The organism is Paracoccus halophilus (assembly GCF_000763905.1).
GTDB lineage: Bacteria > Pseudomonadota > Alphaproteobacteria > Rhodobacterales > Rhodobacteraceae > Paracoccus > Paracoccus halophilus.
In genome coordinates, this window is sequence record NZ_JRKN01000005.1 from 110,520 (window position 1) to 126,518 (window position 15,999).

Consider the following 15,999-nt stretch of genomic DNA (forward strand, 5'->3'; position numbering starts at 1 on the left):
ATGATGAACATGCCCCTTGGCCTGACCCCTGACCATGATCGCGTGGCCTTCGACCGGGCCGAACTGGGCGTCATCCTGTCGCTTTACGGCCGCATGGTGGCGGCGGGCGAGTGGCGCGACTATGCCATGTCGTTCCTGCGCGAGGTGGCCATCTTCTCGGTCTTTCGCCGCGCCACCGAGCACCCGCTTTACCGGATCGAAAAGCGCCCCAGGCTGCGCGCGGCACAGGGGCAATATGCGGTGATCGGCATGGACGGGCGCGTCCTGAAGCGCGGGCAGGATCTGCGCATCGTGCTGCGCGTGCTTGAGAAAAAGCTGATCCGTTCGGTCGGTTAGGCGGGCTTGATCTTGACGCCTGTGCCCTTGGCAAAGGCATCCAGTCGGCCCCTTGCCGCGTCCTGCGTGTTGACGATGCCGGCCAGCGTGGCCTCGGCATAGGCGGCGTCCAGCCCGGACATGTTCTGCATGTGCGAAATGCCCGAGCAGATGGCGAAATTCGACAGTTCCGTGTTCTGCGCGGCGGCGCGGGCCAGTTCACGGGCCTTGGCCTCGCTGTCGACGGTGCGGTACTGGGCCAGACCGACCTGCACGGCCTCGTCCCCGGCATAAAGCCGTCCGGTCAGCATCATGTCGACCATGCGCGCCTTGCCGATCAGGGCGGGCACGCGGATCGTGGCACCGCCGCCGGTGAACAGCCCGCGCTGCCCCTCGGGCAGGCCGAAATAGGTGGTTTCGTCCATGACGCGGATATGCACCGATGAGACCAGTTCAAGCCCGCCGCCGACCACCGCGCCCTTCAAGGCCGCGATGACCGGAATGCCGCCATATTCGATCTTGTTGAAAGCCTCGTGCCAGCGCAGGCAGAGGCGCATGAACTCGGCCGGCGTGCGTTCGGCCTGACCGTGTTCGACCAGATCCAGCCCGGCGCAGAAATGCGGCCCTTCGGCGCGCAGCACCACGGCGCGGGCGCCCGATCCGGGCAGGGCGGAAAACAGCGCGATCAGTTCCTCGATCGTCGCGGCGTTCAGCGCATTGCGTTTCGCCGGGCGGTTCAGGGTGACGGTGGCGATGCCGTCCCCGTCGATGTCGCAAATCAGGTTCTGCAGCTTGAGCGCGGCGATGTCGGGCATGATCTAGCCTTTCGTGATCCAGTGAATGACGGCGGGAACCGTGGCGATGCTGGCCGCGGTCGAGATCAGGATCGCGGCCGAGACGCGATGCACCCCGACCCGGAAATGCTGCGCCAGGATATAGACATTGCCCGCCACCGGCAGGCTGGCCGCCGCGATCATCACGCCCGCGGCATAGGGCTCGACCCTGAACAGGATCAGCGCGGTCAGCGCCAGCGCCAGCGGATGCAGGATCAGCTTGGCGCCGCTGAGCCAGATCGCCGGGCCCAGCCGCTCGGCCGAGCGTTCGGCCAGGCTGGCGCCGATGGCGAACAGCGCGCCGGGCGTGGCGGCGGCGCCCAGGATCGACAGGAATTCGGCGGCCGGGGCGGGCATCGGCAGGCGCAGCCGCGCCCAGAGCAGCCCCGCCACCATCGAGACGATCATCGGATTGGCCAGAATGCCACGGACCAGCGGCATCAGCGTCGCCAGCCGCACCCGGCCCTGACGCGCGATCGCGATCAGCAGCGTCACCAGCGCCGAGAACACCACCAGATCGATGGTCAGCACCATCATCACGGGGCCTATCGCCGGCGCGCCCAACAGCACGGCCAGCATCGGCACGCCCAGAAACCCGGTATTGCCGGTCACCGCGACATGCGCCTCCATCGCGGCCTGATCCAGCGGCAGGCGGCGCCATTTCGCCAGCCCGAAGGCCAGCACCCACAGGGCCAGCGTGCCCGTCAGATAGGCCAGCACAAAGGCCGGATCGAACAGTTCCTGCACATCCAGCCGGGCCGCGAAGCCGAAAAGCATCGCGGAAAGGGCAAAGTAGAACACGAATTTCGTCAGCCATGCCGTCGCCTCGGCGGGGAAAAACCGCGTCATCCCGGCCAGCCAGCCGGTGCCGATCAGCAGAAAGAACGGCAGCGTCTTGAGGAAAATTTCAAGCATCCCGGCCGCGCTCGATGGTGTATTCGGTTTCGCCGGGCGCGGTCTCATGGGTCCGGATCAGGCTATGGCCGTTCTCGGCGCAGAAATGCGGCACGTCGATCGCGGCCGCCTTGTCGGTGGCGATCAGCGTCACGCGGCTGCCCGGCGGCAGCGCCAACAGGCGCTTGCGCAGCCGCAGGACCGGCAGCGGACACAGCAGGCCGCGCGCGTCGATCCGAGTGCTCATGCGGCGCGCGCCGCCCGCGCACGGCACCAGTCCAGAAGCGTCGCCGGGCTGACGGGTTCGGCCAGCTCGCCGGCGAATGCGCGAAACCCGGGCAGTTGTCCGGTCGCCACCGACAGCAGCACGGGGATGCCCCGTGCCAGCGCCTCGGCGATGAAGTCGCGAAAGCCGCGGCCAAAGCATTCCTGCTTGCCGAATTTGTTCACGATGACCAGATCGGCGCCGCCGCGCAGCACCGCCTCGGCGCGGGCCACGGCCTGTTGCAGCGCGCCGCTGTCAAGCCGGCAGCCCTGCGCGCCGCGCCCGAGCGATTGCGAAATCCGGATCGCCGGTCCGGCATCGCCCAGAATCCGCAGATCCATGTCGCAATCCCGATCCGGCCCGCGATCCAGATTGCATTGCACCGCGCCGGCCAGCCGCAGCCCCTGCGCGGCCAGCCGGTCGGCGGTTTCGGTCAGCAGCCGGTCGGCTGCGCCCACGGTATCGGTGACGGTGATGAAGCCCAGCATGGTTCCCCCTGATCCGGCCGCCAGAATAGCCCCGGCTGCGGCGGGCGCAACATGGGAAGGCGCGCCGCGTTCAGTCCTCGCTTGCCAGCGGGCCGTAAAGGATCAGCGCGGGATGCGGGCTGGGCCCCTCGGCGGCCAGTTGCGCGGCCAGTTCGGCCACGGTGCTGCGGATCAGGCGCTGATGCGGATGGCCCACGGCCTCGGCCAGCAGGGCGGGGGTGTCGGCGGGCAGCCCGTATTTAGCCAGGCTTTCCGCCATGGCGGGAAATGTCCGCTGACCCATGAAGACGACGGTCGTGGCATGCGGATCGGCCAGCGCCGCCCAGTTCTGATCGGCGGGCAGCCCGCCGGTCACATCGGCCCCGGTCACGAATTGCAGCCGCCGCGCGGTCAGCCGCCGGGTCAGCGGCAGGCCCGCGACCGCCGCCGCCGCCATGGCCGAGGGCACGCCGGGCACGATCTCGAAGGCGATTCCGGCCGCGCGCAATGCGGTCAGTTCCTCTTCCAGCCGGCCGAACAGCCCGGAATCGCCCGATTTCAGCCGCACCACATGACGCCCGGCCCGCGCGTGGCTGACCAGCAGCGCGTTCACATGCTCTTGCCGGGCCGAGGGGCGGCCGGCGCGCTTGCCCACCGCGATGCATTCCGCCTGCGGTCCCGCCTGTTCCAGCACCGGCCCCGAGGCCAGATCGTCATAGAGCACGACATCGGCCGCCTGCAGCCGCCGGATCGCGCGCATGGTCAGCAGTTCCGGATCGCCGGGACCCGAGGAAACGAAACTGACCATGCCCTTCAAGTTCTGCATCATCCCGCGATGCGGCAAAATTCGCGCCTTGGCAAGACCCCGGCCCGCGATGCCGATCCGCTTGCCGCCCTGCCGCGCATTTGCCATAGAGGGGCAACCGAACCGGGGGACCCATATTCATGTTCCGTGCGCGCCATCTTCTCGGGATCGAGCCGCTTCATCCGACTGAAATCACCACGCTTCTTGACCTGGCCGAAAGCTATGTCGATCTGAACCGCCGCACCGTCAAGCATTCCGACGCGCTGGAGGGCATGACCCAGATCAACATGTTCTTCGAGAACTCGACCCGCACCCAGTCCAGTTTCGAACTGGCCGGCAAGAGGCTGGGGGCGGATGTGATGAACATGTCGATGCAGACCAGCAGCGTGAAAAAGGGCGAAACCCTGATCGACACGGCGCTGACGCTGAACGCCATGCATCCCGACCTGCTGGTGGTTCGGCATTCCGCCTCGGGTGCGGTGGACCTGCTGGCGCAAAAGGTGAACTGCGCGGTGATCAACGCGGGCGACGGCCGGCACGAGCATCCGACGCAGGCGCTTTTGGACGCGCTGACCATCCGCCGCGCCAAGGGCCGGCTGCACCGTCTGACGGTGGCGATCTGCGGCGATATCGCCCATAGCCGGGTGGCGCGCTCGAACCTGCTGCTGCTGGGCAAGATGGAGAGCCGGCTGCGGCTGATCGGCCCGGCCACGCTGATGCCGGCGGGCGCGCGCGACTGGGGCTGCGAGGTCTATGAGGACATGCGCGAAGGCCTGCGCGGCGCCGATGTGGTGATGATGCTGCGCCTTCAGCGCGAGCGGATGGATGGCGGCTTCATCCCCTCGGAACGCGAATACTATCACCGCTGGGGGCTGGATGCGGAAAAGCTGGCGCTGGCGGCCGATGACGCCATTGTCATGCATCCCGGCCCGATGAATCGCGGGGTTGAGATCGACGGCACCATCGCCGACGACATCAACCGTTCCGTCATTCAGGACCAGGTGGAAATGGGCGTTGCCGTGCGCATGGCGGCGATGGACCTGCTGGCGCGGAACCTGCGCGCCGAACGTGGCTCCAGGGCGTCGGAGGCGCTGGCATGACGCTTTATTTCCAGAATGCCCGGCTGATCGACCCCGAGGGCCAGACCGAAGCCCCCGGCAGCGTGACCGTCCGCGACGGCCGCATCGAGGCGGTGAATGGCGATGCCCCCCAGGGTGCCGAGTTGATCGACTGCGGCGGCAGATACCTGGCCCCCGGCCTGATCGACTGGGGCGTCAAGATCGGCGAGCCGGGCGAACGCCACAAGGAAAGCTTTCGCAGCGCCGGCCTGGCGGCGGCGGCGGGGGGCGTCACCACGATCATCGCGCGCCCCGACACGCTGCCGCCCATCGACACGCCGGAGGCGCTGGAATTCGCCGCCCGCCGCGGCGCTGACGCAGCCGTGAACATCCGCCACATGGCGGCCCTGACCAAGGGCCGCGAGGGGCGCGAAATGGTCGAGATCGGCTTTCTGACCGATCTGGGCGCGGTGGCCTTTACCGATGGCGTGCGGGTGGTTTCGGACACGCGGCTGATGTCGCGCTGCATGACCTATGCGCGCGGTCTCGGCGCGCTGATCGTCGGCCACCCGCAGGAGCCGGGCCTGTCCCGGGACGCGGTCGCCACCTCGGGCAAGTTCGCCTCGCTCTATGGCCTGCCTGCAGTCTCGCCCATGGCCGAGGTGATGGGGGTGGAACGCGATCTGGCGCTGGTGGCGATGACCGGCGCGCGCTACCACGCCGATCAGATCACCGTCGCCGCCAGCCTGCCGGCGCTGCGCCGCGCGCGCGAGGCGGGGCTGGATGTGACCGCCGGCATCTCGATCCATCACCTGACGCTGAACGAATTCGACCTGGGCGATTACCGGACCTTCTTTCGCTTCACCCCGCCGCTGCGCGCCGAGGACGACCGGCAGGCCATGGTGCAGGCGGTGGCCGAGGGGGTGATCGACGTGATCGCCAGCTTTCACACGCCGCAGGACGAGGAATCCAAGCGTCTGCCCTTTGCCGAGGCGGCGCCGGGCGCGGTCGGGCTTCAGACGCTGCTGCCGGCGGCCATGCGGCTTTACCATCAGGGCGGGCTCAGCCTGCCGCAGCTTTGGCGCGCCATGTCGCTGAACCCGGCGCGGCGGCTTGGGCTCGAGGGCGGGCGCATGGCGGCCGGTGCGCCGGCCGATCTGGTCCTGTTCGACCCGGATGCGCCCTTTGTGCTGGACCGTTTCACGCTTTTGTCAAAGTCCAAGAACACGCCGTTCGATGGCGCGCGGATGCAGGGCCGGGTGCTGGGCACCTGGGTCGGCGGCCTGCGCGTGTTCGGAGCCGGCGCATGAGCCTGATCCTGTGGTCCGCGATCGGCTACCTGCTGGGGTCGGTCCCCTTCGGCCTGGTGATCGCCCGGGCCTTGGGGCTGGGCGATCTGCGCCGGATCGGCTCGGGCAATATCGGTGCGACCAATGTGCTGCGCACCGGCAACAAGCCCGCCGCGCTGGCGACGCTGCTGCTGGATTCGGGCAAGGGCGCGATCGCCGTGCTGCTGGCGCGCTGGCTGGCCGGCCCCGAGGCCGCGATGCTGGCGGGCGCCGCCGCATTCCTTGGCCATCTCTACCCGGTCTGGCTGCGGTTCAAGGGTGGCAAGGGCGTCGCGACCTTTCTCGGCACGTTGCTGGCGCTGGACTGGCGGCTTGGGCTGATCGCCTGCGCGCTCTGGCTGGCAACCGCGCTGCTCGGGCGTATCTCGTCGCTGTCGGCGCTGGTCGCGGCGGCGCTGGCGCCACTTGCGGCGCTGTGGCTGGACGGGTCCGCCATGGCGGCGGTGACGGCTTTCATGGCGGTGCTGATCTATTTTCGCCACCGCGCCAATATCGCCCGCATCCTCGACGGCTCCGAGCCGAGGATCGGCGGCAAGCGCTGATCGGGAATGTCGAAATATTTCCGGGGCGCGAGCGCCTTTGCCACCCGTGGCGGGTCCCATCCGGTCCGGGCGGCAGCATCCGGCGATCCCATCCCGCAAGAGCGGCGCAGCCCCGAGGCTGCCCGGGGGAATTGTCTACCGCATCGCCGGAGTTTTCATGGACCTGTCCCGGTTTTGCGCGGGTCTTCTGAGAGCGATGCTCTCTTCAGAGGAGACTGGATATCGCAGCGATACACAGCGACAAGTTCAAGCTTGATGCAGTTCGCCTTGCGCTCACCAGCGGCCTGACACGGCGAGAGGTTGTGTCTGATCTTGGGATCGGGCTTTCGACGCTCGGGAAATGGATCCGTACGATTTCCGATGAGGTGAGGGTTCCGGAGCGGGATGCCGATCTGCTGCGGGAGAATGAACGGCCGCGGAAGGAAAACCGCATCTTGCGGGATTTGAACCGGATCAGAAAACAGTCCGGGGGGCTGTTTTCTGACCCTCCTCCATCTCAAGGCAGGTCGTGGGCTGGGCGATCAGCAATCGCATGAAGCAGGATCTGGCGATCCGGGCGCTGAACATGACGATCGCCCTGCGCAAACCGCCAGCGGGATGCATCCATCATACGGATCGCGGATCGCAATATTGCGCCCATGATTACCAGAAGCTTCTGCACCAGCCTGGCTTCGGGTTTCAATGAGCGGCAAGGGAAATTGTTATGATAATTCGGCAGTCGAGAACTTCTTCAAGTCGCTGAAGACCGAGATGGTCAGGCGGCGGGACTGGCAAACCCGGCGCGAGGTCGAAATCGCCCTCTTCGAATATATCAACGGCTTCGACAACCCACGACGAAGACACTCGGCACTGGGCTGGAAATCACCCGTGGCCTTCGAACAGAGGGCCGCCTAACATCAGCAACCAACCGGAACAATACCGGGACAGGTCCAGATCGTTTCCTCCACCAGCCTCCCAAACACGGCTCCCGACTGTTCCCGGGAGCACGTTGGGCCGCCGCATCAGGGGGGCCCGTTTGGACGCCGATCACCCAGATACCGGGGTCCTTTTTCCATGCCGGTTCACACGATACCGGCATAGGCGAGGCAAGGCCTCGCCAGCGTCAGGAAATTGGCGTGGCTGATCTTGACCACGATCCATGCGCTGCCGGCATCCAGGGTAAAGTCGTCGGGATGCCAGCCAGCGAAATCCACGCGACCGAGGGTAGTTTCAGCGGCATGTTCGGCAAGGCCCCCTTCATGCCCATGCGTGAACCGCCCCTGAGAGCGGTGTAGAGGCCGCGGACGGGCTGGTGGCCACCGCGCTTCTTCGCAATCTGAGGCTGTTCAAGGTGATGACAATGAAGGAGAGCACGATGATCGAACCCGTGATCGACCTTGCGGAGCGATCGTCAAGAGCGATGACGCGGATTCTGGCCCGTTGGATGGCGGGACCGGCCGGATGACGGGCGACCCGGTCTTCGCGCGGATCAGCCGCCGGCGAGGCGCATCAGGCGTTCCTTGCGGGCGTCACAGGGCGCATAGCGGGCCTGAAGGCCGCCGCACCGTCACGCTGACCGGGCAGGCGCTGGTGCGCGATCCCGCAGGAAAGGCCGCGCCATGACCACGCATGACTGGATGACCGACGACCACCGCGCCTTTGCCGAGACCGTGGCGCGCTTTTTTTGCCGAGAAGTTCCAGCCCGACCGCGAGGCCTGGACCGAAGCCGGGGTGATCCCGCGCGATTTCTGGCGCAAGGCCGGCGATCTGGGCATCCTCGGCGCCACGATCCCCGAGGAATATGGCGGCCTCGGGCTGAGCCGGCATTTCGATGCGGTCAGCTATCTGGAACAGGCCAGGGCCGGCGACAGCGGTTGGGGGTTTTCGGTCCACAACATTGCCACGCATTACATCCGCGCCTTCGGCTCCGAGGACCAGAAGAGGCGCTACCTGCCCAGGCTCGCCTCGGGCGCGCATGTCGCGGCCATCGCCATGACGGAACCCGGCACCGGCTCGGATCTGCAGGCGGTCAGGACGACGGCGGTTAGGCAGGGCAACGAATATGTGGTGAACGGCGCCAAGACCTTCATCACCAATGGCGCAACCGCCGAATATCGTCATCCTTGTCGCCAAGGCCGATCCCGGGACAAAATCAAAGGGCGTCTCGCTGCTGATCGTCGAGACCGGCGACCTGCCCGGCTACAGCGTCGGGCGGCGGCTGAAGAAGATCGGCATGAAGCGCAACGACACCGCCGAACTGGCCTTCGCGGATATGCGCCTGGCGCAAACCGCGCTGCTGGGCATGGATGAGGGGCAGGGCTTTTACCAGCTGATGAAGCAACTCCCGTGGGAGCGGCTGATCCTTGGTTATATCGCGCTTGGGGCCTCGCAATGTGCGCTGCGCGTGACGCTGGAATATGTGCGCGAGCGGCGGGCCTTCGGCCGGCGGGTGATGGATTTCCAGAACACCCGCTTCAAGCTGGCCGAAGCGGCAACCCGGATCGAATTGCTGGGCGCGTTTCTGGACAGATGCCTGGCCGATCTGGAGGCCGGGCGGCTGACCCCCGAAGGCGCCGCCATGGCGAAATGGTGGGGCAGCCAGACGCAATGCGACATTGCCGACGAATGCCTGCAGCTGCATGGCGGCTATGGCCATATGAGCGAATACCTCATCTCGGAACTCTATACCGACGCCCGCGTGCAGAAGATCTACGGCGGGACCAATGAAATCATGAAGGATGTGATCGCGCGATCACTGGATATCGACTGAGGGCATATCATGGGAAAACTTACGGGAAAGACGGCCTATGTGACCGGCTCGGGGCGCGGCATCGGGCGCGCGGTGGCGCTGAAACTGGCGGCCGAGGGGGCTGCCATCGTGCTGAACGATCTGGACGAGGCTCCGGCGGCCGAGGTCGCGGCGGACATCGCGGCCTTGGGCGGAAAATCGATCCCGGTCATCGGCAGCGTGACCGAGGCGGGCTTCGCGGAGCGCTTCATTCAGGCCGGGCTGGACGCCTTTGGCGGCATCGACATCATCGTAAACAATGCCGGCTATACTTGGGACAGCATGGCGGCCAAGATGACCGACGACCAGTTCGACGCCATGTATGACGTCCATGTCAAGGCGCCCTTCCGCATCCTGCGCGCCGCCGCGCCCATATCCGCGCGGTCCCGCGACGACTGGGCCGCGCTGTTTACCGGCACGGATGCCTGCGTCGCGCCGGTGCTGTCGCCGGTCGAGGCCGCCGCCCACCCTCTGAGTCACGCGCGCGGCATCTTGGTCGAGGCGCATCGCGCGCTGCAAGCCGCGCCCGCCCCCCGTTTTGCCGGTGCGCCGCGCTCGACGCCGCCCCCGCCCACAGCCCGCCAGCATCGGGCCGAAATCATCGCCCTGCTGGCGCAACGGGAGACCAGGCCATGAACCTCATCGACCATTTCGACCGCGGCGCGGCGATCAGCCCCGACCGCCCGGCGTTCATCTTCGACAGTGCCGAGACCACCTATCGCGCCGCCCGCGAGCAGAACCTGCGCATCGCCAACGTCCTGCGCAGCCATGGCGCCGGGCTGGGCACGAAATGCGCGGTCATGTCCGACAACAGCCCGCTGGCCTTCAATGCCGTGCTGGGCATCCGGCGCGCCGGCGGCATCTGGGTGCCGGTCAATGCCCGCAACGCCGTCCATGCGCATTGCGACTTTCTGGGCCTGATCGCATGCGAGGTGCTGTTCTTCAGCGCCGCCTATGCGCCGATGATCGCCGAAATCCGTGCCGCCGTGCCCAGCCTGCGGCTGCTGATCTGCCTGGACGCGCCCGACGCGCATGGCCCCGCCCTCGCCGACCTGATCGCGCAGGCCGGAACCAAGCCGGTCGCCCTGCCCGCCGATGACGAGCACACGCAGATCATCGGCGGCATCGGCGGCACTACCGGAAAATCCAAGGGCGTGGTGATCCCCTGCCGGGCATGGGACTGCTTTATCGCCAATATGCTGGCCACGGTGCCCTTCGGCCGCGACTCGGTCTATCTGGCGGCGGCGCCGATGACCCATGCGGCCGGAGCCTATGCGTTTCCGGTGCTGACCGTGGGCGGCACGATCCTGATGCATGACGGGGTGGACCCGGAGCTTTTCCTGACCGACATCGCGCGTTACAAGGTGACCGAGACCTTCCTGCCGCCCACCGCCACGCTGGCCATTCTGGCCCGGCCCGAGATCGGCTCGGTCGATTTCTCGTCGCTGCGGGCCTATATATCGACCGGCGCGCCGATGGCCCCCGACCGCGTGGCGGAGCTGTGGCGCGTCATGGGGCCGGTCTGGTATCAGCTTTACGGCCAGACCGAGGCGGTCGGCAACGTCGCCGTGCTGACCCCCCGCCGATTGCATGGACGAAACCGGCGCGCCGCGCCCTGCCGGGAAAAGGCAGGAGGACAGATCTGACAAAAGCCGTCCGGCGGGGAGGTCGGGCGGTAGCGGGCGGGGCTGGCTTGTTCATGCCAGCCTATTAACCAGGCGGATCCGCACGGTGAATCCCCTATGGCGCCGAGCTCTGCAACAACGCCGATCTGCTGAACCCGGCGGCACCCGACGAACAACTCGGCACTGCGTCCGCGGTGATCCGGTCGGGAGAAGCCCCGAGCGTGTCTTCGATGGCGTCCAAATGGCGCGAGACCAGCGCATCCATGCTGACATCGGCGCGGATCGGGCTGGCGTCGATGTGGATGATCCCGGTCGAAACCAGTTCGGCAACCTGGTACTGCCGCAGGACACGAACAAAGACCCGGCGGATCGCGAGATTGACCTGGGCTTCTCGCATCAGCCGCCGGTCGTGAACGATCCCGCGCGGAAAGCCCGCCAGCATCAGACGCAGGGCAAGTTCGGGGTCGAGGCCGGGGCGATCATTGTTCGAACGATAAAGATCGGTCACCCCGGCGCGAAGCCACTCAGGATCGAGCAGCTGATCGACCCTCACCAGCACATGGTCATCGGGGATCAGATCCCGCGGCGACACGCTGATGAAAAGCTCTGGCCGACCACGTTTCTTCCTGTCCATGGCGCTGCGTCCGGTCGAAGCCACCATCGCCGCCTCTGACCCCACGCTGGACGAGGCGGTGCGGGTCGTCGGGGTCAGTGTCCTGCGGCGCATCGCCTTCGTCGCGCCGCCGGCGCTGGGACCCTCGGCGATGGCGGGCGCGATGCTGATCTTCATGACTGCGATCAACGAACCGACCTTGTCGGCCCTTCTGTGGTCGGCGGGACAGGAGACCATCGGCGTTCAGATATTCTCGATGCAGTACGAGGGCAATTCGACCGGGGCCGCGGCGCTGTCGGTGATGTCGCTGGCCCTGGTCGGCCTGCTGGTGGTCGTCACGGATCGCCTTGGGCAACGATTGCCCCGCGGCACCCTGCCATGGCGGTCTGGCTGAACCCGGCTGAAGGGGTCCAGCCCGGACAAGCCGGGCCGCGCCTGCTAGCCAATCCGCTCCATCAGCGCGGGAAGATCGGCGACCGTGTCGATGACGTGATCGGCGCCCGCGTCCTTCAGGATGCGGGTGGCGCGCTGGCGCAGTTCATCGCGGGCGGCATCGTCCAGAGCGGCCAGTTCCTCGGGCGTCATCCCCGCCTCGTTTCCTGACAGAGCGAGCCCGACCGTGACGCAGCCGGCGGCGACGCCTTCGCCGATGCCCGGCACGGTGTCGTCCACCTTGAGCACGGCTTGCGGCGGGTAGACGGCCAGATCGACAAAGCACTTGTACATGCCCAGCGGACCCGGACGCCCTTCGGCCACGTCATCGGCGCAGACGAGGTTGTCGGGCGCATAGCCCTGCCGGGCCGCGATAGGCAGGACGCGCTCCATGATCGAGCGGGTATAGCCGGTCGTCGAGCCGATCCTGATGCCCTTGCCGCGCAGATAGTCCACCGTCTCCAGCGCGCCGGGCACCAGGGTCGCGAAATCCGTCACCACCTCTTCGTTCATGGGAACGAACACCTCATAGACCCGGTCCACATCGGCAGACGAAGGCGCGGCGCCGTGCTTGTCGCGCCATTGCGCGGCGATATGCGGCTCATTCATCATGGCATTGATGTGATCCCATTTCGATGCGCCCATCGGCTTGCGGGCATCGGCGATCGTCACCTCGATATCGAACTGCGCGAAGGCCTTGACGAAGACGCCCATCGGCGCGAACGAGCCGAAATCGATCATCGTGCCGGCCCAGTCAAAGACCACGGCTTTGAACTTGCTCATCTTACTGTCCTTTCAAAACAGTGTCGCCAGGGTTTCTTCGGCGATGGAAAAGGCGGTCGAGGCACCGCAACCGGCGGTGACAATGACCAGGCGGGTATCGTCATCCGGCGCATCCGCGAAATAGGTCTGCGCATCGGACGAGGCATAGGTGCCGATCCAGCGGTCGGTGATGGAAAAGCCGCCGGTCGCGATGACGCGATCGAATTCCGCGGCGATCAGTGTATCGACTGCGGCGGGCTGAAAGGGATCGGGCGTTGCGGCATAGTGATGGCTGTCGCCCACGACAAGGCTGCCATCGGCCGATTGCACGGCGATCAGATGGACGCCATTGGACAGGTATTCGGGCTGCTCGGCCTCGATGACCTGTTTCAGGGCCTGCGCCTCGGGCAGTTCGGCATAGCCCAGATAGCGCACCAGCGACAGATCCGACATCACCGCCGCGCCCAGTTGCAAGGGCGTTTCAGGCGTCAGCCGCAGCATGTGCAGCTTGCAGCGGGTCACGTCACGCGCGGCGATCCGGTCGGAAAACAGCGTGGTGAAATCGTCGCCGGGGCACACCACAACCTTCGCTGCCTCGATCACGCCGGATGACGTCTCGACCTTCGGCGTCTGGACATTTTGGACCGTGGTGTTCCACAGGAAATCGACCCCTTCGGCACGCAGCCATGCCGCCAGCGCGGGAATGGCGCTGCGCGATTCCACCCTGATCTCATGCGGCGAATAAAGCGCCGAGCGGATATTGCCGGCGCGCAGGGCCGGGCTGATCGCGCCGGCCTCGCCCGCGGTCAGCCTGCGGCAGCCTTCGCCCATCTCGGTCTGCAGAAAGGCATCCAGAACCGCCTCGGCCTCGGGGCGCTGCGCGGTGACGACCAGGCCCTGATGCAGAGCCTCGATCCCGGCCGCAGGCGCCACCTCGGCCCAGATATCGCGGCTGCGGCGGGCGTGACGCCAGATCGCGCCGGATTGCTGGCCGGTCACGGTGACAAAGCCGAAATTGCGGATCGAGGCGCCATTGGCCTGATTGTCGCGGTCCAGCACCACCACGGATTTGCCCGCCCGGCGGGCGATCAGCGCATGGGCAAGTCCCAGAATGCCCGCACCGACCACTGCAAGATCGTATTGCTTCACTTGGTTTCTCCATTCGTTTCGCGATGCGTTTCGGTGCCGGTCGCGATCTCGAAAAAGGCCTCGATCGCAGCGACCAGCTGCATGTTTTCGGGCGCGGTGACGTAATGCCCGGCGGCCAGCGTCGGATCGTTCAGCGGCACGATCACCAGATCGGCGCGGCCGGCGATCTCGCCCTCCAGCGCGATGCCCACGCCGATACCGGCACCGACCGCATCGGCCATCGAGGACCACGAGCCGACCTCGACCATGGTCTGCAGCCTGACCCCGGCGCTGTTCGCCGCCCTCTCGAAGATCAGCCTGGTGCCCGAACTGGCCTCGCGCCGCACGATCGGATAATCGGTGATGTCCCGCCACGCGACGCCGGTTCGCGCCTGCGCCACCAGCGGGTGATCGGTCGGCACCATCAGCACGACACGCTCCTGCCGCAGCAGGCGGCTGAAATGGCCCGCCGGCGGTTCGGCGGCGGTGACCAGCGCGATATCCGTCAGGTTTTCATCCAGCCGCCGGATCAGATCCTGCGAGGCCATGCAGCGCGCCTCGATCCGGATGCGCGGATAGCGGCGGACGAATTCGGAGATCAGCGGCATGGCGAACTGATGCGCGGAATAGCCGATGCGCAGAACGCCGCTTTCCAGCATCCGCTGATCGTTCAGCATCTGCTCGATATCGTCGCTCAGCGCCAGGGCCGCGCGCACCTTTTGAAAGACCTCGGCGCCCAGCGGGGTCAGCTGAAAGCTTTTGCCCTTGCGCAGGAAAAGCTGCGCCCGCGCCAGGTTTTCCATCGCCCGAACCTGGGTCGAGACCGACGGCTGCGACATGCGCAGATCCTGGGCGGCATCGATCACGGTGCCGGTGCGGGCGACCGCCTCGAAGGCGCGCATCTGGCTGAGGGTCAGTCGGGGATTATAGGCCATGGCGTCCTGCGGGCGGTTTGCGACGGTTTCGTGACGAAGGGCTTATATTAGACAATACCTAATAACTAACCTTGTCATTAAACATATACATCGCCGTGATAGCCGATTCCAAGTGAACATTTGGCGACAGAATCGCTGCTGGCGCCCTTGCAGGAAAAGACAATGAGGTTACCGATGAATCCGATGCGTATATGCCTTGCCGCCCTGATCGCCGCCGGAATTGCCCCGGCGGCACAGGCGCAGCAAACGACGCTGACCGTCTATACCGCCTTCGAGGCCGAGGACCTGCAGCGCTACAAGGAAGCTTTCGAGGCCGAGAATCCCGATATCTCGATCGAATGGGTCCGCGATTCGACCGGCATCATCACCGCCAAGCTGCTGGCGGAAAAGGACAACCCCGTTGCGGATGCGATCTGGGGCCTGGCCGCCAGCTCGCTTCTGCTGATGAAGTCCGAAGGCATGCTGGAGCCCTATGCCCCCAAGGGGGTCGAGGCGCTGGATGCGCGTTTCGTCGATACCTCGCAGCCGCCCGCCTGGATCGGGCTGGACGCCTGGATCGCGGCGCTTTGCGTGAACACGATCGAGCTTGAAAAGACCGGCGCGCCGGTTCCGGCGAGCTGGGAAGACCTGACCAGGCCCGAATACGAAGGCATGGTCGCGATGCCCAATCCGGCCTCGTCCGGCACCGGCTTTCTCGATGTCTCGGCATGGCTGCAGATGTTCGGCGAGGAAAAGGGCTGGGACTACATGGACCGGCTGCACAAGAACATCGCCTTCTACACCCATTCGGGCTCGAAGCCCTGCAAGGATGCCGCCCGCGGCGAGGTTCCGATCGGCGTGTCCTTCGCCTTCCGCGGCGCCAAGTCGATCAGCGAGGGCGCGCCGCTTGCGGTGGTGATGCCCTCGGAAGGGTCGGGCTGGGACATGGAGGCCGCCGCCATCGTCGCCGGCACCGACTTCCCCGAAGAGGCGCAGCGCCTGATGGACTGGACCGTCAGCGAGAATGCGATGAAGCAGTACAATGTCGGCTATGCCGTCGTCGCCACCCCGGGAATCGCCCAGCCGGTCGAGAACTATCCCGAGGGCGCGCTGGACGCGATGATCGAGAACGATTTCGAATGGGCCGCCAATAATCGCGAGCAGATCCTCAAGGAATGGTCGGCGCGCTACGACAGCAAATCCGAAGCGCAGTAACCCGGGACAGGGGGC

General features: G+C 66.4%; 19 protein-coding genes and 3 pseudogenes. 12 read left to right on the forward strand and 10 right to left on the reverse strand.

Features of this window, described 5'->3' with window-relative positions:
* On the forward strand, window positions 1-336 hold the full coding sequence (locus tag IT41_RS05245; protein ID WP_414811546.1) for a DUF2794 domain-containing protein: 336 nt from the start codon (window positions 1-3) through the stop codon (window positions 334-336).
* Here the strand turns inward: IT41_RS05245 and IT41_RS05250 are convergent.
* The 5 genes from IT41_RS05250 to cobA form a co-directional block, all read right to left on the reverse strand.
* Window positions 333-1,130 (reverse strand): crotonase/enoyl-CoA hydratase family protein, encoded by a 798-nt coding sequence (locus IT41_RS05250; protein WP_052081282.1) that lies wholly within the window; start codon window positions 1,128-1,130, stop codon window positions 333-335. The two genes, IT41_RS05245 and IT41_RS05250, sit on opposite strands and share 4 nt — an antisense overlap.
* 3 nt (window positions 1,131-1,133) lie before the next feature.
* Complete coding sequence (locus IT41_RS05255) at window positions 1,134-2,063, reverse strand: AEC family transporter (protein WP_036739225.1); 930 nt, start codon at window positions 2,061-2,063, stop codon at window positions 1,134-1,136.
* The gene (locus tag IT41_RS05260) at window positions 2,056-2,289 is read right to left on the reverse strand and encodes a sulfurtransferase TusA family protein (RefSeq protein WP_036739226.1); all 234 of its coding nucleotides are present in this window, start codon (window positions 2,287-2,289) and stop codon (window positions 2,056-2,058) included. Before IT41_RS05260 ends, IT41_RS05255 begins: the two co-directional genes overlap by 8 nt.
* Complete coding sequence (locus IT41_RS05265; protein WP_036739227.1) at window positions 2,286-2,795, reverse strand: DUF2478 domain-containing protein; 510 nt, start codon at window positions 2,793-2,795, stop codon at window positions 2,286-2,288. The genes IT41_RS05260 and IT41_RS05265 overlap by 4 nt, the downstream gene beginning before the upstream one ends.
* Window positions 2,796-2,865: 70 nt before the next feature.
* A complete protein-coding gene (gene cobA, locus IT41_RS05270; RefSeq protein WP_036739360.1) occupies window positions 2,866-3,591 on the reverse strand; it encodes a uroporphyrinogen-III C-methyltransferase in 726 nt (241 codons plus the stop codon).
* A 128-nt stretch (window positions 3,592-3,719) separates the two neighbouring features.
* Between cobA and IT41_RS05275 the strand changes: the two genes are divergently transcribed.
* The 4 genes and pseudogenes from IT41_RS05275 to IT41_RS19760 all read left to right on the forward strand — a co-directional run bounded on the left by IT41_RS05275 (window position 3,720) and on the right by IT41_RS19760 (window position 7,422).
* A complete protein-coding gene (locus tag IT41_RS05275) occupies window positions 3,720-4,679 on the forward strand; it encodes an aspartate carbamoyltransferase catalytic subunit (protein ID WP_036739228.1) in 960 nt (319 codons plus the stop codon).
* A complete protein-coding gene (gene pyrC, locus IT41_RS05280) occupies window positions 4,676-5,947 on the forward strand; it encodes a dihydroorotase (RefSeq protein ID WP_036739229.1) in 1,272 nt (423 codons plus the stop codon). The genes IT41_RS05275 and pyrC overlap by 4 nt, the downstream gene beginning before the upstream one ends.
* Window positions 5,944-6,528 (forward strand): glycerol-3-phosphate 1-O-acyltransferase PlsY, encoded by a 585-nt coding sequence (gene plsY, locus IT41_RS05285; protein ID WP_036739230.1) that lies wholly within the window; start codon window positions 5,944-5,946, stop codon window positions 6,526-6,528. Before pyrC ends, plsY begins: the two co-directional genes overlap by 4 nt.
* A 221-nt stretch (window positions 6,529-6,749) precedes the next feature.
* A pseudogene (locus IT41_RS19760) lies at window positions 6,750-7,422 on the forward strand (IS3 family transposase).
* Between the two features lie 167 nt (window positions 7,423-7,589).
* Here the strand turns inward: IT41_RS19760 and IT41_RS21840 are convergent.
* A complete protein-coding gene (locus tag IT41_RS21840; protein ID WP_269429291.1) occupies window positions 7,590-7,721 on the reverse strand; it encodes a hypothetical protein in 132 nt (43 codons plus the stop codon).
* A 98-nt stretch (window positions 7,722-7,819) separates the two neighbouring features.
* On the opposite strand from IT41_RS21840, the gene IT41_RS20590 reads away from it, so the two are divergent.
* The 5 genes and pseudogenes from IT41_RS20590 to IT41_RS05305 all read left to right on the forward strand — a co-directional run bounded on the left by IT41_RS20590 (window position 7,820) and on the right by IT41_RS05305 (window position 10,941).
* On the forward strand, window positions 7,820-7,972 hold the full coding sequence (locus tag IT41_RS20590) for a hypothetical protein (protein ID WP_156116952.1): 153 nt from the start codon (window positions 7,820-7,822) through the stop codon (window positions 7,970-7,972).
* A 266-nt stretch (window positions 7,973-8,238) separates the two neighbouring features.
* Window positions 8,239-8,562: pseudogene (locus tag IT41_RS21945) on the forward strand (acyl-CoA dehydrogenase family protein); the annotation flags it as partial.
* Window positions 8,563-8,602: 40 nt separating this feature from the next.
* On the forward strand, window positions 8,603-9,277 hold the full coding sequence (locus IT41_RS21950) for an acyl-CoA dehydrogenase family protein (RefSeq protein WP_331435240.1): 675 nt from the start codon (window positions 8,603-8,605) through the stop codon (window positions 9,275-9,277).
* 9 nt (window positions 9,278-9,286) lie between these two features.
* Complete coding sequence (locus IT41_RS21845) at window positions 9,287-9,931, forward strand: SDR family NAD(P)-dependent oxidoreductase (RefSeq protein ID WP_081967464.1); 645 nt, start codon at window positions 9,287-9,289, stop codon at window positions 9,929-9,931.
* Complete coding sequence (locus tag IT41_RS05305; RefSeq protein WP_052081283.1) at window positions 9,928-10,941, forward strand: AMP-binding protein; 1,014 nt, start codon at window positions 9,928-9,930, stop codon at window positions 10,939-10,941. The genes IT41_RS21845 and IT41_RS05305 overlap by 4 nt, the downstream gene beginning before the upstream one ends.
* Before the next feature lie 352 nt (window positions 10,942-11,293).
* On the opposite strand, the pseudogene IT41_RS22020 reads toward IT41_RS05305, so the two are convergent.
* Window positions 11,294-11,554 (reverse strand): annotated as a pseudogene (locus IT41_RS22020) (IS5/IS1182 family transposase); the annotation flags it as partial.
* Between IT41_RS22020 and IT41_RS05315 the strand changes: the two are divergent.
* On the forward strand, window positions 11,553-11,927 hold the full coding sequence (locus IT41_RS05315; RefSeq protein WP_036739231.1) for an ABC transporter permease subunit: 375 nt from the start codon (window positions 11,553-11,555) through the stop codon (window positions 11,925-11,927). The pseudogene IT41_RS22020 and the gene IT41_RS05315 sit on opposite strands and share 2 nt — an antisense overlap.
* Before the next feature lie 44 nt (window positions 11,928-11,971).
* Here IT41_RS05315 and phnX read toward each other — a convergent pair whose 3' ends face one another.
* Genes phnX through IT41_RS05330 form a run of 3 tightly spaced genes read right to left on the reverse strand, consistent with a single transcriptional unit; the run spans window position 11,972 to window position 14,790 of the window.
* Window positions 11,972-12,748, reverse strand: coding sequence for a phosphonoacetaldehyde hydrolase (gene phnX / locus IT41_RS05320; RefSeq protein ID WP_036739232.1), 777 nt, complete (start codon window positions 12,746-12,748; stop codon window positions 11,972-11,974).
* Between the two features lie 12 nt (window positions 12,749-12,760).
* Window positions 12,761-13,876, reverse strand: a complete 1,116-nt coding sequence (locus IT41_RS05325) for a TIGR03364 family FAD-dependent oxidoreductase (RefSeq protein ID WP_036739234.1) — start codon at window positions 13,874-13,876, stop codon at window positions 12,761-12,763.
* Window positions 13,873-14,790 (reverse strand): LysR family transcriptional regulator, encoded by a 918-nt coding sequence (locus tag IT41_RS05330; RefSeq protein WP_074948048.1) that lies wholly within the window; start codon window positions 14,788-14,790, stop codon window positions 13,873-13,875. Before IT41_RS05330 ends, IT41_RS05325 begins: the two co-directional genes overlap by 4 nt.
* Window positions 14,791-14,964: 174 nt before the next feature.
* Between IT41_RS05330 and IT41_RS05335 the strand changes: the two genes are divergently transcribed.
* Complete coding sequence (locus IT41_RS05335) at window positions 14,965-15,984, forward strand: putative 2-aminoethylphosphonate ABC transporter substrate-binding protein (RefSeq protein ID WP_036739235.1); 1,020 nt, start codon at window positions 14,965-14,967, stop codon at window positions 15,982-15,984.
* The last annotated feature ends 15 nt before the right edge of the window (window positions 15,985-15,999 follow it).

Coding starts and splice junctions, on each gene's coding strand:
- IT41_RS05245 (WP_414811546.1), top strand. CDS start 1: ATGATGAACATGCCCCTTGGCCTGACCCCTGACCATGATCGCGTGGCC.
- IT41_RS05250 (WP_052081282.1), bottom strand. CDS start 1,130: ATGCCCGACATCGCCGCGCTCAAGCTGCAGAACCTGATTTGCGACATC.
- IT41_RS05255 (WP_036739225.1), bottom strand. CDS start 2,063: ATGCTTGAAATTTTCCTCAAGACGCTGCCGTTCTTTCTGCTGATCGGC.
- IT41_RS05260 (WP_036739226.1), bottom strand. CDS start 2,289: ATGAGCACTCGGATCGACGCGCGCGGCCTGCTGTGTCCGCTGCCGGTC.
- IT41_RS05265 (WP_036739227.1), bottom strand. CDS start 2,795: ATGCTGGGCTTCATCACCGTCACCGATACCGTGGGCGCAGCCGACCGG.
- IT41_RS05275 (WP_036739228.1), top strand. CDS start 3,720: ATGTTCCGTGCGCGCCATCTTCTCGGGATCGAGCCGCTTCATCCGACT.
- pyrC (WP_036739229.1), top strand. CDS start 4,676: ATGACGCTTTATTTCCAGAATGCCCGGCTGATCGACCCCGAGGGCCAG.
- plsY (WP_036739230.1), top strand. CDS start 5,944: ATGAGCCTGATCCTGTGGTCCGCGATCGGCTACCTGCTGGGGTCGGTC.
- IT41_RS21950 (WP_331435240.1), top strand. CDS start 8,603: ATGGCGCAACCGCCGAATATCGTCATCCTTGTCGCCAAGGCCGATCCC.
- IT41_RS21845 (WP_081967464.1), top strand. CDS start 9,287: ATGGGAAAACTTACGGGAAAGACGGCCTATGTGACCGGCTCGGGGCGC.
- IT41_RS05305 (WP_052081283.1), top strand. CDS start 9,928: ATGAACCTCATCGACCATTTCGACCGCGGCGCGGCGATCAGCCCCGAC.
- IT41_RS05315 (WP_036739231.1), top strand. CDS start 11,553: ATGGCGCTGCGTCCGGTCGAAGCCACCATCGCCGCCTCTGACCCCACG.
- phnX (WP_036739232.1), bottom strand. CDS start 12,748: ATGAGCAAGTTCAAAGCCGTGGTCTTTGACTGGGCCGGCACGATGATC.
- IT41_RS05330 (WP_074948048.1), bottom strand. CDS start 14,790: ATGGCCTATAATCCCCGACTGACCCTCAGCCAGATGCGCGCCTTCGAG.
- IT41_RS05335 (WP_036739235.1), top strand. CDS start 14,965: ATGAATCCGATGCGTATATGCCTTGCCGCCCTGATCGCCGCCGGAATT.